Origin of the sequence: Hydrogenophaga sp. ANAO-22, assembly GCF_042466645.1 — a bacterium.
Classification (GTDB): domain Bacteria; phylum Pseudomonadota; class Gammaproteobacteria; order Burkholderiales; family Burkholderiaceae_C; genus Hydrogenophaga.
Map to the genome: position 1 here is coordinate 4,018,648 of NZ_CP159956.1, position 13,537 is coordinate 4,032,184.

The 13,537-nt window shown below is 69.7% G+C and carries 11 protein-coding genes and 1 tRNA gene; 3 read left to right on the forward strand and 9 right to left on the reverse strand.

From position 1 onward, the window contains the following. Positions 1-9: 9 nt before the first annotated feature. Positions 10-84: transfer RNA gene (locus ABSY19_RS19305), tRNA-Arg, on the reverse strand. Beyond that, a complete protein-coding gene (locus ABSY19_RS19310) occupies positions 75-1,046 on the reverse strand; it encodes a LysR substrate-binding domain-containing protein (RefSeq protein WP_382154877.1) in 972 nt (323 codons plus the stop codon). The genes ABSY19_RS19305 and ABSY19_RS19310 overlap by 10 nt, the downstream gene beginning before the upstream one ends. 131 nt (positions 1,047-1,177) lie before the next feature. Here ABSY19_RS19310 and ABSY19_RS19315 point away from each other — a divergent pair, with 131 nt between their 5' ends. Continuing rightward, positions 1,178-1,822: an FMN-dependent NADH-azoreductase gene (locus ABSY19_RS19315; RefSeq protein ID WP_382154880.1), complete on the forward strand. Its 645-nt coding sequence runs from the start codon at positions 1,178-1,180 to the stop codon at positions 1,820-1,822. 111 nt (positions 1,823-1,933) lie between these two features. Here the strand turns inward: ABSY19_RS19315 and ABSY19_RS19320 are convergent, their stop codons facing one another. From ABSY19_RS19320 to ABSY19_RS19345, 6 genes are read right to left on the reverse strand one after another with little or no spacing between them, the layout of a single operon-like run. Then, the gene (locus ABSY19_RS19320; RefSeq protein WP_382154883.1) at positions 1,934-6,061 is read right to left on the reverse strand and encodes a translocation/assembly module TamB domain-containing protein; all 4,128 of its coding nucleotides are present in this window, start codon (positions 6,059-6,061) and stop codon (positions 1,934-1,936) included. A gap of 7 nt (positions 6,062-6,068) precedes the next feature. Continuing rightward, complete coding sequence (locus tag ABSY19_RS19325; protein WP_382154886.1) at positions 6,069-8,087, reverse strand: autotransporter assembly complex family protein; 2,019 nt, start codon at positions 8,085-8,087, stop codon at positions 6,069-6,071. A 7-nt stretch (positions 8,088-8,094) separates the two neighbouring features. Continuing rightward, positions 8,095-9,282: a VWA domain-containing protein gene (locus ABSY19_RS19330; protein WP_382154888.1), complete on the reverse strand. Its 1,188-nt coding sequence runs from the start codon at positions 9,280-9,282 to the stop codon at positions 8,095-8,097. Positions 9,283-9,300: 18 nt separating this feature from the next. Beyond that, positions 9,301-9,894, reverse strand: coding sequence for a GNAT family N-acetyltransferase (locus ABSY19_RS19335; RefSeq protein WP_382154891.1), 594 nt, complete (start codon positions 9,892-9,894; stop codon positions 9,301-9,303). A gap of 10 nt (positions 9,895-9,904) precedes the next feature. After that, entirely contained in the window at positions 9,905-10,141 is a 237-nt protein-coding gene (locus ABSY19_RS19340; protein ID WP_382154894.1) for a hypothetical protein, read from the reverse strand. A 7-nt stretch (positions 10,142-10,148) separates the two neighbouring features. Next, entirely contained in the window at positions 10,149-10,991 is an 843-nt protein-coding gene (locus ABSY19_RS19345) for an AAA family ATPase (protein ID WP_382154897.1), read from the reverse strand. Positions 10,992-11,109: 118 nt separating this feature from the next. Between ABSY19_RS19345 and ABSY19_RS19350 the strand changes: the two genes are divergently transcribed. After that, positions 11,110-11,766: a c-type cytochrome gene (locus tag ABSY19_RS19350; protein WP_382154900.1), complete on the forward strand. Its 657-nt coding sequence runs from the start codon at positions 11,110-11,112 to the stop codon at positions 11,764-11,766. A 49-nt stretch (positions 11,767-11,815) separates the two neighbouring features. Here ABSY19_RS19350 and ABSY19_RS19355 read toward each other — a convergent pair whose 3' ends face one another. Further along, positions 11,816-12,250: a DUF1841 family protein gene (locus ABSY19_RS19355; RefSeq protein ID WP_382154903.1), complete on the reverse strand. Its 435-nt coding sequence runs from the start codon at positions 12,248-12,250 to the stop codon at positions 11,816-11,818. A gap of 80 nt (positions 12,251-12,330) precedes the next feature. Between ABSY19_RS19355 and pcaF the strand changes: the two genes are divergently transcribed. Continuing rightward, positions 12,331-13,533 (forward strand): 3-oxoadipyl-CoA thiolase, encoded by a 1,203-nt coding sequence (gene pcaF / locus ABSY19_RS19360; RefSeq protein WP_382154906.1) that lies wholly within the window; start codon positions 12,331-12,333, stop codon positions 13,531-13,533. Positions 13,534-13,537: the final 4 nt, after the last annotated feature.

The window sequence follows — 13,537 nt, forward strand, 5'->3', positions numbered from 1 at the left end:
GGCTCGAGGTGGTACCACCAACAGGAATCGAACCTGTATCTAGCGCTTAGGAGGCGCTCGTTCTATCCATTGAACTATGGCGGCGAAAAAGAGCCCGCATTGTACGGGGCGGGCTGCAGCCGGGACGCGCCCTCGCGGCGCTGCAGCTTGCCGCACACGGGCACGTATTCGGCCAGGAAATCGAGAAAGCTGCGCACCGCGGGCGAGAGGCCCCGGCGCGAGGGAAACACCGCGTGCACCACGCCCACCGGCGTGGACCAGTCGGGCAGCAGGCGCACCAGCTGGCCGCTGCGCAGTTCGTCTTCGCACATGTAGTCGGGCAGCCAGCACATGCCGCTGCCGCCGAGCACGGCGAGCTTGAGGGTGAGCAGGTCGTCGGCGATGTAGCGCGGGGTGAACTGCAGCACGGCCTCGCGCCCTTCGGGGCTGGTCAGGCGGATGCTGGTCTTGCCCTCGGTGGCGGACATGGCCACGCTGTCGAGCCGGCTGGCTTCCTCCAGCGTGGTGGGCGTGCCCTGGCGCGCCAGCAGCGCCGGGCTGGCCACCAGCACCGAGCGCGCGTCGTCCAGCCGCTTGACGATCAGGCTGCCGCTTTCCTCCAGCGTGAGTCGCACGCGCAGCGCCACGTCCACGCCGTCCTTCACGAGATCGACCACGCGGTTGTTGACCTCCATCTCCACGCGCACCTGCGGATGCCGCGCGAGGTAGATCGGCATCACGCCGCCGAGCACGGTCTGCGCCAGCGTGACGGGGCAGACCACGCGGATGGTGCCGCGCGGCTCGGTTTGCGCGTGGGCCACGGCGTCGGCGGCGGCCTGGGCCGATTCGCGCAGGGCCTGGCAGTGGCGCAGGTAGGTTTCGCCCACGTCGGTCAGCGAGAGCTTGCGCGTGGTGCGCTGCAACAGCCGCACGCCCAGCTGCGCCTCCAGCCCGGCGATACGGCGCGACAGGCGCGACTTGGGCAGGCCCAGCGCGCGGCCGGCGGCCGCGAAACCGCCGTGTTCCACCACCTCGGCGAACAGGATCATGTCGTTCAGGTCTTGCATGGCGTTCCCCGTTGATTGTCCTGATTATGGAACGATATGTCGTAAAAATGCCGTCTTATCAAGTATTGGCATCGAAATCACAATCTATCCATGGCCACTTGGCGTGGCTTTCAACTTTTCAGGAGATTTCCATGCAACTGCTTCACATCGATTCCGCGATCACCGGCGACCAGTCGGTGTCCCGTCAACTGACCGCCCAGACCGTGGCGACCTGGGTGGCGGCCCATCCCGGCACGCAAGTGCAGCACCTGGATCTGGCGGTCAACGCGCCGGCCCACCTGAGCGCCGACGCGCTGGGCTTTCGCACCGGCCAGGCCGCCGCCACCGAGGCGCAGCGCCAGGAAAACGCCGTCTCCGAAGCGCTGGTGAGCCAGTTTCTGGCGGCCGACGTGGTGGTGATCGGTGCCCCTCTGTACAACTTCACCATCCCGACCCAGCTCAAGGCCTGGATCGACCGCGTGGCCCAGGGTGGCCGCACCTTCAAGTACACCGAGCAGGGCCCGGTGGGCCTGGCCGGTGGCAAGACGGTGATCGTGGTGCTCAGCCGCGGCGGCGTGTACTCCACCAGCGAAGGAGGCCGCGCCATGGAACACCAGGAAACCTACCTGCAGACGGTGCTGGGTTTCTTCGGCATCACCGACGTGCGCTTCGTGCGCGCCGAGGGTGTGGGCATGGGCCCGGATGCCAAGGCCCAGGGCCTGGCGACGGCCGAGAGCGAGATCCGCGCGCACGTGGCGCAAGCCGCCAACCAGCCCGCGGTGGCCCAGGTCGCCTGAGAACCTTCCGGAGCGCGAATCCCACGTCCAGAACACCGCGGAGCTGGCTCTGCCAGGCCGCAGGTGTTGCCCCCTGAAAGGGGGTGACGCACCGAAGGCGCGGCGCGGGGGTCAGTCAAATGTCGTCGTGAAGATCAGGTCGATGGCGTTCTCTTCACCCGCCCGCGCGCGCACCGTGACGCGCCGCGAGAGGTCGTAGAACATCGAGACCGTGCCCATGGCCCCGGCCAGGCTGGCTTCGTAGGTCAGGTAGAGCTTGTTGGACAGGCGCTTGCCCAGCGTGAGCGCAGCGGACGAGGTGGTGCCATCGGCGTTCGTGGCCGCGCCGGCGAAGGACAGCTCGTCCAGACCGAAGGCGCTGGCCAGGCCGCCGTCCAGGTTGCCACCGTTGCGCGAGAGCAGGGCCAGCGCGGCCTGCTGCAGCACGGCGGCTTCGGCCCCGGCGCCGCTGGCCGGGCGCCCCAGCACCAGCCAGGCGAGCTTCTCGCTGTCGGGCAGTTCGGGGTCGGAGAACAGGCGCACGCGCGGCAACTGCGCCGAGCCGCTGATGAGCACGCCCACGCGCTGCGTGGTGTTGGGGCGCACGGCGGAGATGTCCAGCGTGGGGTTGTCGTAGGGCCCGTTGAAGCGCAGCACGCCGGTTTCGATGTCGAGCCGCTGGCCGTAGGCCCGGTAGGTGCCGCGCTCCGTGCGCACCTCGCCCAGCACGCGCGGCGCGGGCGAGGTGGGTGTGCTGCGCACATTGAGCTGGCCGGTCAGGCGCGTCTGCAGGCCCTGGCCGCGCACCTCGAAGTTGTTGCCCAGGTTCAGGTCCACCAGCACATCGGGTTGCACGCGGAAGGCGTTCGGGTCTTCCAGCGGCCGCTCGGTGCCACGCACCACCACGTCCGCGCCGAGGCTGGGGGTGGACTCGTCGGGCAGCACGAAACGGGCCTCGTCGGCCGTGAGCTGGCCGCGCAGCTGCAGCGCCGTGCCCGCCAGCTCGGCCTGCAACTGGCCCGAGAGCGTGAGCATGCGGTCGGCGCGGGTGGACACGCGCAGTTTCGTGGCGGTGGCCTGCAGGCTGATGTAGGGCTGGCGGCGCGGCTGGCCGTTCACCGTGACGGTGCGCCACTCGGTGCTGCCGGTGGCCAGCAGCGTGCCGCCGTTCTGCACGCCACCCAGGCCCTGCAGGTAGAAACGGTCGATGGTGATGCGCTCGCCCGCGAGCGTGGCGCGCAGCTGCCCGCGCGAGAAGGCGATGCCATTGACCAGCGAGCGCAGGGCCAGGTCGTCGGCGTTGAGCGAGCCGTTGAGCAGGGGTTTGTCGCGCGTGCCGCCCAGCGTGAGATCGGCGCCCAGGGAACCGCGCACGCGCCAGCCGGGCGGCGCCAGCGCGGACCACACGCCCACCTGAGGCAGGCTGGCCTTGAGGGTGCCGCGCAAGGGCGCCTGCTCGGCCCAGTGCCAGGCGGGCTCGGCGGCGTTGGGCGGGCTCAGCGTGGTGCTCACGTCGGCGCTGGCCTGGCCCAGGCGCTCGCTGTCCCAGCGCAGGCGCGCCAGCACATTGCTGCCCTGGGTTTCCACGTCCAGCTGGGCTTCGCGGATGCCGGTCTGCAGGCGCTGGGTGGAGGCGGTGTTCTCGTCGAAGGCGCCGTCGGTCTGCACCGAGAGGTCGCCGCTGCGCCGGCGCAGCTGCGCCGCCAGGCGGGGCGGTGCGCTGGGGTCGGCCGGCAGGGTGAGGTCCCATGAGCCGTCGAACACCACGTCGCCGCCCAGGCCGGATTCGCTCAGCGGGCCGTGGCGCGCGCCCTCGGGCGTGGCGAGGGCATCCACCCAGGACAGCGGCAGGTGGCTGAGCTGGCCGCGCGTGTCGAGCGCGCCGGCCCGCCAGGTGATGCGTTCCCAGGCCAGCGTCATGGGGGTGGTGACGGTGGGCGTGGCCGCGGCCGCGGCCGCGGCAGCGGCCGACACGGCCACCGGGGACGCGGGCGCCGCGCGGCGGCGGAACACGGGCTGCAGCCGCAGCTGGCCGGCGTCGACCTGCACCTGCAGCGTGTCGCCGCGCGCGCCCTGCCATTGCACGCCCAGCGCGTTGGTGCTCTCCAGCGTCCATTCCACGGAGCGGTCGGGCCGCGCGCTGTCGGTGGCCTGCAATTTCAGCCGGCTGAGTTCCAGGCGGCCGGTGTCGATGTCGGGCTGGCGGGCGTTGCCCAGTTGCAGCACGCCCTGGGTGTCGAGGGCGGCGCGCCAGGGGCCTTGTTCGGCCCGGCCGGCCAGGGTGAGGGCCAGGCGCTCGGGGGGGCCGTTGGCCTGCAGCTGGAGCGCGCTGAGAAGGATGTCCTGCGCCCTGGTGGGGTTGGCCGGATCGCCGGCGGCCACCTCGCGCGCGATGCGCAGGCGCGGCGCGTCCAGGCCGAGCTGCAGGCGCAGCGGGGCGGCCTGGGTGGCGCCGGCCGCCGGCGGCGGGTAGCCCAGCACGCCCAGGCCACCTTGCCAGTCGGCGTTGAGCCGGGCGCTGCCTTCGGCCTGCAGGCCCGGCTGGCCGTCCAGCGCGGTGCGGATCGACGGGCCCACGATGGGCAGGGTCTGCAGGCTGCGCACCCAGGCCAGCACGCGGCTGGCGTCGTCCAGGTTGAGGTCCAGGTCGCCGTGGCCCTGGGCGTGCGCGGCCTTGCCCTTCCAGCGGGCCTGCGCACCGGGCAGCTGCAGCGCGAACTGGCCGTCGAAGCTGCGTGCCAGGGTATCGAGCGTGCCCTGGCCGTCCAGCGTGGCGTCGGCCACGCCCAGGCGGGCCTGGCGCAGGTCGAGCACGCCTTGCGTGGCGCTGTCGGCGCTGGGGCGCCAGCGGCCTTTCACATCGAGTTCGCGCAGCCGCAGGCCGGCCAGGGCGCCGCCCCGGGGTTGCGTGCCCGACGGCTGGAGGCGCGCGCCCAGGTCGATGGCGGTGTCGACCGTGCGCGCCGTGACGGTGCCGTCCAGCGCGGCCGGCGCGATGCTGCTCCAGAGCTGGGCCGGGTTGATGCGGCGGGCCTGGATCTCACCCTGCCACTGGCCCAGCGGCGAGGGCTGCGCGCCGCTGGCCGGTTCCCATTGGCCCTGGCCCTGCACACGGCCGCCGCCGAGCTGCGCGTCCAGTTGCGTCAGCGCCCAGCGCGCGCCGCGCTGTTCGAGCGCGGCCTCGATCCGGTCGAGTGGCAGGCGCTGCCGGTCGGCCGGCCCGCTGGCGGCGTTGGTGAGCTTCAGCTCGGCGCGCCAGGCCTCGCCCTGGGGCTGGGCCTTCACCGTGCCGCTGAGCAGCGTCACCGGCGCCTGCGGCCAGAAGGCGGCGAGGTCGATGCGGGCCATGGTGGCGTCGGCGGTTTCGATCGGCTGCGGCCACCATGGGCGCAGGCGGGCCTGGGCATCCAGCGTGGGGGCCTGGGCCGGGTCGATGCCTCCGGTGGCCTTGACGCTGGCGCTGGCATCGAGCGCGGCGTCGGTGGTGGCCAGCACGCCGGTGAGCTTGGCGATGGCCTGCAGCGTCACGGGCTCGCCACCCGGCACGGTGGTGCGCACCTCACCGCTGGCGTCCACGCGCAGGGGCATGGGGGCTTGCGCGCCCAGCACCGCCTTGGCCTGGTAGCGGCCGCCGGCCACCTCCACGCTGTCCAGGTCGAACTGGTGCGCGTCGGCCACGCCGAGGTTCCAGGCGCGGTCGGCCGTGCGGTAGCGGTACTGGCCTTTCAGGCCGCTGAGGGTGAGCGGCGATTCGCCAGCCAGCACCAGTTCACCGATCGACCAGGGCAGGGTGACCGGCAGGGGCAGGGTGATGGGTTGCAGGGGCTCGGGTGGGGCCGATGGCGTGGGCGGGCGCTGGTCGTCGATCCGCAGGCGGCCGATGTCGAGCTGCGACAGACGCACGCCGCGCCCGAGCACGGCGTCGGCCCAGAACCAGTTGCTCAGGCCGATGCGCGTGTCGCTGGCCTGCACGCTCAGGCCGTCGCGCGCCCATTGCAACTGCGCGATCTGGCCGCCGCGCAACAGGCTGCCCTGCACACCGGTGACTTCCAGCGTGCCAGCCTGCGGCCCCTGCCGGGCCATGAACGACTGACCCCACCCGATGGCCTGGGCCAGCGAGCCGGGCGAGGCGGCCCACAGGCCGGCGCCGAGCAGGACCAGCAGCACCAGCGCCGCCAGGCCGCCGAACACCCAGCGCACCACGCGGCCGATGCGCGAGGGCGGGGGGGCGATGCGGTCGGGATCGTTGTCGCTGTTCATGCGCCGATCAGAACGTGAAGCCCACATTGAGGTGGATGCGGAAACGCCTGACCTCCAGGCCATAGGCCAGGTCCAGCTGGAGCGGGCCGACCGGGCTGTTGTAGCGGATGCCGGTGCCCACGCCCCAGACCGGCTTGAGGTCGCCGGCCTTGTTGGCGATGGCGCCGCCGTCGATGAAGAGCACGTTTTCCCAGTTGGAGCGCTGGTCGGCGTTGAAGATCGGGCGCTGCCACTCCAGGCTCACCACCCCTTTGTAGCGGCCGGGCCCAATGCTGCCGTCGGCGCGCGGCACGCCGATGTCGCGCAGGCCGTAGCCGCGCACGGTGTTGTCGCCGCCGGTGATGAACAGCTGCGTGTCCGGGATGGGGGCCGAGTCGCGCGCCACCACCGCACCACCTTCCACGCGCAAGGCCAGGCGGCCCAGCTGCGTGCGCCGCGACGGCGTGCCCACGTCGCGCGGCTGGCCGGGCACCGGGTCGGCGGCGCGAGCGATCGCACCCAGCGGCCAGTAGGTGAGCCAGCGCGCCTGCGTGCGGGTGAAGGGCTGGCGGCTGCTGCCCAGCGTGTAGCCCACCCCCAGCTCCACCGCGAGGCCATAGCCGCGGTGGGGAAACACCTGGTCGTCAAAGCGGCGCCGCGTCCACGCGTAGTTGACGCTGACGGCGGACCTGGCTTCCTGCTGCGCCGCGGCGGACAGCAGGCTGCTCTTCACATGGGCGCGGTCGTACTGCAGGTAGAAGCTGCGGTCGTATTCAACGCCGAGCTGCGTCTGGCCCACGCGCAGGCGCTGGCTGCTGGTGGTGGTGAAGTCGTCGAGCTGTTTGGCCAGCTGTGCGCCGGCGATCTTGCGCCAACCGTCGTCGTTCGGAATCGAACTCCAGTCGGTGCTGGCGAGCTGGTCGTCGCGCTCCAGCTGCAGCTTGCTGACCGCGCGCCAGCCGATGCCGGGCACGCTGTTGTGCGTGTGTTCCAGCGACAGGCGAGCGCCGTTGTCGGTGCTGCCGCCAATGCCGATCACGACCTTCTGCCGCTTGCTCTCGCGCAGCTGCACCATCACCGGCAGGGTCTGTCCGTCGGTCGAGGTCTCGGCGTAGACGAAGACCGAGTCGTAGTAGCCGCTCTCGGCGATGCGGCGTTGCGCGTCCTGCAGTTTCTCGAGGTCGTAGTCGCTGCCGGGCGTGAGGCCGGTCAGGCGCACCAGGCGCTCGGCGGTCACAGCGTCGTAGCGCTCAGCCCCTTGCACCACCACCTCGCCCATGCGCATGGGCTTGCCCGAATCGAGTTCGATGTAGAGCCGGGCCTGGTGCGCCTGGGTGTCGATGTCGGCCAGGCTGTTCTGCATCCGGCCCGAGGGGTAGCGCTGGGCGATCAGCCGCCGCAGCGCGGCGGTCTTGGCGCGGTCCCAGTCGGCCTGCGAGAAGGGCAGGCCGGCGATCAGGCCGGCCTCGCGCTCGATGTCGGCGCGCTGCGCCTGGGCCTCGGGCGCGGTGGCGATGTCGCCCACGAAGGACACCGTGACCGAGGCCACCTGCGTGACCGGGCCGGGATCGACCTTCACGGTGATGGTGCCCAGCGAGGCGGGGCTGGTGGTGCGGTCACCATCGCTCGTGGCGGCGGCCACATCGCCCAGCCCGGGGGGCGGGATCACCTCGACCTGGGGCGAGAAATGGCCGAGCGTGGCCAGCAGTTCGCGCACGTTGGCCGGCGCCTGGGCCAGCAGGCGGCTCAGTTCGTTGGCTTCGAGGCTGCGCAGTTCGCGGTAGCGCTGCACTTCCATGTGGCGCAGCAGGAAGTCGCGCATGGCCTCGCTGGGCGCCTGCATGTCGATCTCGAAGCGCGCGCCGGCTGGCGTGCGCGCCTCGCGCGGCGGACGCGGCACGTCGGCATCCGTGTCGTCGGGGGCCGCGGCGCGGGCGGCGCCCGGTGCGGCCGTTTCCTGGGCGCGGGTGGCGAGCGGCCACAGCAGGGTCGCGCACAACAGCAAAGGCCATGCCCGGCGGGCATGGCCAGGAAAGGAAAAGGTCATTCGGCCGTTATTTCGAGAGCAGGCGCATCGTGTCTTCGAGCCCCTTCAAGGTCAGCGGGTACATGCGCTGGCCCATCAGTTGCTGAATCACGCTGATGCTCTGTCGATACTGCCACACCCCTTGGGGTTCCGGGTTGATCCACGCAAACTTCGGAAACGCGTGCGTGAGGCGCTGCAGCCACTCGGCGCCGGCCTCCTCGTTGTTGTATTCCACGCTGCCGCCAGGTTGCAATATTTCGTAAGGACTCATCGTGGCATCGCCGACGAAGATGAGTTTGTAGTCCTTGTTGTACTTGCGGATGATGTCCCAGGTCGGGAACTTCTCCGCGTAGCGGCGGCGGTTGTTCTTCCACATGAAGTCGTAGACGCAGTTGTGGAAGTAGTAGAACTCCAGGTGCTTGAACTCGCTCTTGACCGCCGAGAACAGCTCCTCCACGCGCTGGATGTGTTCGTCCATGGTGCCGCCCACGTCCATGAGCAGCAGCACCTTCACGTTGTTGTGCCGCTCCGGGATCATCTTGATGTCCAGGTAGCCGGCGTTCGCGGCGGTGGAGCGGATGGTGTCGGGCAGGTCCAGCTCGAGGTCGTTGCCTTCGCGCGCGAACTTGCGCAGGCGGCGCAGCGCCACCTTGATGTTGCGCGTGCCCAGTTCCTGCGTGTCGTCGTAGTCGCGGTAGGCGCGCTGCTCCCACACCTTCACGGCGGTCTTGTTGCCGCCCTTGCCACCGATGCGGATGCCCTGCGGGTTCTGCCCGCTGTGGCCGAACGGCGAGGTGCCGCCGGTGCCGATCCACTTGCTGCCGCCCTCGTGGCGTTCCTTCTGCTCTTCGAGGCGCTTGCGCAGCGTCTCCATGAGCTCGTCCCAGTCCATCTTGGGCGCGTTGGCTTTCTGCTCTTCGGAGAGGATGCGCTCCATCTCCTGGCGCAGCCAGTCGGCCGGGATCGGCTTGGTGAAGTCCGCGATCATCTCCACGCCCTTGAAGTAGGCGGCGAAGGCGCGGTCGAATTTGTCGTAGTGCTTCTCGTCCTTCACCAGCGCGGTGCGCGCCAGGAAGTAGAAGTCGTCCATGGAGCAGGCCTCGGGGTTGCACGGTCCCACCACGTCGGCCTGCAGCGCTTCGAGCAGCGTCAGGTATTCCTTGACAGAGACCGGCAGCTTGGCCGAACGCAGGGTGTAGAAGAAATCGATCAGCATGGCGATCTCCCGGGTTCGTCAGGCGTGCATGTCCCGCAGGTACAGCAGCTGGGCCTTGGCCTCGGGCCATTCGCCCGAGCGCATGCTGTACATCACCGTGTCGCGGATGGTGCCGTCGCGGCGCAGGGCGTGGCCGCGGATGACGCCGTCCTTTTTCGCGCCCAGCCGCTCGATCGCGCGCTGCGAGGCGAAGTTGTAGTTGTCGGTGCGCCAGCCCACCACGTGGCAGCCCAGCGTGTCGAACGCGTGGCCCATCATGAGCAGCTTGCACGTGGTGTTCACATGGGTGCGCTGCACGCTCTGGGCGTACCAGGTGTAGCCGATCTCCACCCGCTTCACCGCCGGCAGGATGTCGTGGTAGCTGGTGCTGCCCAGCACCCGACCGCTGGCCTCGTCGGTCACGGCGAAGGCAAAGCGGTGGCCCTCGGCGCGCATCTGCAGCGCGGTTTCGATGTAGGCGCGCGTCTGCCCGGGCTCGGGCACCGAGGTGATGCGCAGCTTCCAGAGCTCGCCGTCGGCGGCGGCCGCGCGCAGCCCCTGCTCGTGGTCCAGCGCGAGCGGCACCAGGGCAAGGCCGTTGGCGCGCAGGGTGAGGGGTTCGACGAAGGCCATGGCGTGGAAATCAGGGTGAGGGAGGCGGTGGTGGCGCGATCAGGCGCCGCGCCACCAGCTTGCCGACGCCGCAGCCCAGGGCGATCAGGCCCAGGCCGGCCATCTCGCGCCAGCCGAAGGCATCGGGCGCGGCGAAGAAGTCCAGGCCCAGCTGCTTGCCCAGGGCCCAGCCGGCCAGCGAACCGATGACGAAGCCCGACGCATCGGCCAGGCCTTCCTTGAATGCGTTTCGGGTCTGCTTGTCCATGGTGGGCTCAGCGGTTGCGCTGGTTCATGAAGACCAGCTTCTCGAAGAGCGTGGTGTCCTGCTCGTTCTTGAGCAGCGCGCCCACCAGCGGCGGCACGCTGACCTTGCTGTCGGCGCTCTGCAGGGCTTCGAGCGGGATGTCCTCGGCCATCAGGAGCTTGAGCCAGTCCAGCAGCTCGGAGGTGCTGGGCTTCTTCTTCAGGCCGGGCAGGTTGCGCACGTCGTAGAAGGTCTTCATGGCCGCGGCCAGCAGTTCCTTCTTGAGCTTGGGGAAGTGCACGTCCACGATGCGCTGCATGGTCTCGGCGTCGGGGAACTTGATGTAGTGGAAGAAGCAGCGGCGCAGGAAGGCGTCGGGCAGTTCCTTCTCGTTGTTGGAGGTGATGAACACCAGAGGGCGGTGCTTGGCGCGGATCATCTCGTGCGTCTCGTAGCAGTAGAACTCCATGCGGTCGAGTTCGCGCAGCAGGTCGTTGGGGAACTCGATGTCGGCCTTGTCGATTTCGTCGATCAGCAGCGCGACCGGCTCGTCCGCCGTGAAGGCCTGCCACAGCACACCCTTGACGATGTAGTTGTGAATGTCCTTCACGCGCTCGTCGCCCAGCTGCGAATCGCGCAGGCGGCTCACCGCGTCGTACTCGTACAGGCCCTGCTGCGCCTTGGTGGTGCTCTTGATGTGCCACTGCAGCAGCGGCAGCTTGAGCGCCCCGGCCACTTCCTCGGCGAGCATGGTCTTGCCGGTGCCGGGCTCGCCCTTGACGAGCAGCGGGCGCTTGAGGGTGATGGCGGCGTTCACCGCCAGCATCAGGTCTTGCGTGGCAACGTAATTCTCGGAACCTTGGAATTTCATGAAAAAGCGCCTTGTGCGAAGGTTGGCGGGGGTGTGGCCGGGGCTGAGGACCAGTCTATATAATCAGGGGTTGATTTTCTCAGCCGGTTCCATTCATTGTGCTTGCAAAATGATTCCAATGTTGTCCACGATCGCCCGCACCCTTGTCGCCGCTGCGACCCTCTCCGTCGCTCTCGCTGCCCAGGCCCAGGGCGTCACGGGTGATGTGCAAGCCGGCCACAAGAAGGCCGAAATGTGCATCGGTTGCCACGGCATCGTCGGCTACCAGAACAGCTTCCCCGAGATCCACAAGGTCCCCAAGATCTCGGGCCAGTCGGACAAGTACATCGTGGCGGCGCTCCACGCCTACAAGAAGGGCGACCGCAAGCACCCCACCATGCGCGGCATCGCGGGCTCGCTGAGCGAGCAGGACATGGCCGATCTGGGCGCCTACTACGCGTCGCAGGCCGACAAGGCCGCCCCCGAAGCGCCTCGCACCGCCAGCACCGCGGCCGCCGCGCTGATCGAGAAGGGCGCCTGCGCCTCCTGCCACGGTGCCAACTTCAGCAAGCCGATCGACCCGAGCTACCCCAAGATCGGCGGCCAGCACGCCGACTACCTGTTCTTCGCGCTCAAGGCCTACACGGTCGAAGGCAACAACATGATCGGCCGCTCCAACGGCATCATGGCCGGCATCGCCAAGCAGTACACCCCGGCCGAAATGCGCGAGATCGCCAAGTACCTGTCCACGGTGGACGGTGAACTCAAGGTCGTGCCGCAATCGCGCTTCCGCTGACCTGCCGCCACCCATCAAGAAAGCCGCTCATCGAGCGGTTTTTTTGTGGTCAGTCCCGCGTTGCCCTGCGCCGCACCGCGTCGATGTAGGCCTGCCCGTCGGGTGGCCGGCCCGCGCGCTGGCTTTCCCAGAGCATGCTGCCCAGGCACTCCATCACCTCGTGGTGCGCCACATGCAGGTCGCCGCGCCGCGCGGCCAGCAGCTCCACCGCCTGGCGGATGCCCGGGGGCTGGTCGATGCTGCATTGCTCGCTGATGGACAGGTGCATGGACAGGTGCAGGAAGGGGTTGTCGCGGCCGCTGTCGGGCTCGCCCAGGCGCGCCAGGGCCGCGTCCACGTCGGACAGTTCGGCGTGGTACTCGCTGTGCTCGGCGATCCATTGGCCGGCCAGGGTTTCGATGGCCTCCATGGGTTGTTGCAGCAACTGTTTCTGGTGAACGGCGCAGAAGAAACGCCGCACGTCGGCTTGGGATGGGCTGAACATGGTGCGGGGATTCTCCCGCATGCCGCGCACCCCTGCGCCCGGCTTGGGTACAGTCGCAGGTTGACCTGAGGAGAACACACATGAACCAAGCCTTCATCTGCGACGCGATTCGCACCCCCTTCGGCCGCTACGGCGGTGCCCTCTCCAGCGTGCGCGCCGACGACCTCGGCGCGATCCCGCTCAAGGCGCTGATGCAGCGCAACCCCGGCGTGGACTGGGCCGCCGTGGCCGACATCCTCTTTGGCTGCGCCAACCAGGCCGGCGAAGACAACCGCAACGTCGCGCGCATGGCCGGCCTGCTCGCCGGCCTGCCGCTGGAGCTGCCCGGCGCCACCATCAACCGCCTGTGCGGCTCCGGCCTGGACGCCGTGGGCTCGGCCGCGCGCGCCATCAAGGCCGGTGAAGCCGGCCTGATGATCGCCGGCGGCGTGGAGAGCATGAGCCGCGCGCCCTTCGTTAGCCCGAAGGCCGAGAGCGCCTTCAGCCGCGCCAACGCGGTCTACGACACCACCATCGGCTGGCGCTTCGTCAACAAGCTCATGAAGGCCCAGTACGGCGTGGACTCCATGCCCGAGACGGCCGAGAACGTGGCGACCGATTACAAGATCGAGCGCGAGGCGCAGGACCGCATGGCGCTGGCCAGCCAGATCAAGGCCGTGGCCGCGCAGAAGGCGGGTCACCTGGCGCGCGAGATCACGCCGGTGACCATCGCGCAGAAGAAGGGGGATCCGCTGGTGGTGGACAAGGACGAGCACCCGCGCGAGACCAGCCTGGAAGCGCTGGCCAAGCTCAAGGGCGTGGTGCGCCCCGATGGCACGGTGACGGCAGGCAACGCAAGCGGCGTGAATGACGGCGCCTGCGCGCTGCTGCTGGCCGACGAGGCCACGGCGGCGAAGAACGGCCTGACGCCCAAGGCCCGTATCGTGGGCATGGCCACGGCCGGCGTGGCGCCGCGCGTGATGGGCATTGGCCCGGCGCCGGCCACACAGAAGGTGCTGGCGCTCACCGGGCTGAAGCTGGAGCAGCTGGACGTGATCGAGCTGAACGAGGCCTTTGCCGCGCAGGGCCTGGCGGTGCTGCGCATGCTGGGGCTCAAGGACGACGACGAGCGCGTGAACGCCTGGGGCGGTGCGATCGCATTGGGCCACCCGCTGGGCGCCAGCGGCGCGCGGCTGGCGACCACGGCGGTCAACCGCCTGCACGCCACCGGTGGCCGCTACGCGCTGTGCACCATGTGCATTGGCGTGGGCCAGGGCATCGCGCTCGTGATCGAAAAGGTCTGAGGGT

Excerpts from the sequence above, each read along its gene's own strand:
- ABSY19_RS19310 (WP_382154877.1), bottom strand. The coding sequence starts at position 1,046 with ATGCAAGACCTGAACGACATGATCCTGTTCGCCGAGGTGGTGGAACAC.
- ABSY19_RS19315 (WP_382154880.1), top strand. The coding sequence starts at position 1,178 with ATGCAACTGCTTCACATCGATTCCGCGATCACCGGCGACCAGTCGGTG.
- ABSY19_RS19320 (WP_382154883.1), bottom strand. The coding sequence starts at position 6,061 with ATGAACAGCGACAACGATCCCGACCGCATCGCCCCCCCGCCCTCGCGC.
- ABSY19_RS19325 (WP_382154886.1), bottom strand. The coding sequence starts at position 8,087 with ATGACCTTTTCCTTTCCTGGCCATGCCCGCCGGGCATGGCCTTTGCTG.
- ABSY19_RS19330 (WP_382154888.1), bottom strand. The coding sequence starts at position 9,282 with ATGCTGATCGATTTCTTCTACACCCTGCGTTCGGCCAAGCTGCCGGTC.
- ABSY19_RS19335 (WP_382154891.1), bottom strand. The coding sequence starts at position 9,894 with ATGGCCTTCGTCGAACCCCTCACCCTGCGCGCCAACGGCCTTGCCCTG.
- ABSY19_RS19340 (WP_382154894.1), bottom strand. The coding sequence starts at position 10,141 with ATGGACAAGCAGACCCGAAACGCATTCAAGGAAGGCCTGGCCGATGCG.
- ABSY19_RS19345 (WP_382154897.1), bottom strand. The coding sequence starts at position 10,991 with ATGAAATTCCAAGGTTCCGAGAATTACGTTGCCACGCAAGACCTGATG.
- ABSY19_RS19350 (WP_382154900.1), top strand. The coding sequence starts at position 11,110 with ATGTTGTCCACGATCGCCCGCACCCTTGTCGCCGCTGCGACCCTCTCC.
- ABSY19_RS19355 (WP_382154903.1), bottom strand. The coding sequence starts at position 12,250 with ATGTTCAGCCCATCCCAAGCCGACGTGCGGCGTTTCTTCTGCGCCGTT.
- pcaF (WP_382154906.1), top strand. The coding sequence starts at position 12,331 with ATGAACCAAGCCTTCATCTGCGACGCGATTCGCACCCCCTTCGGCCGC.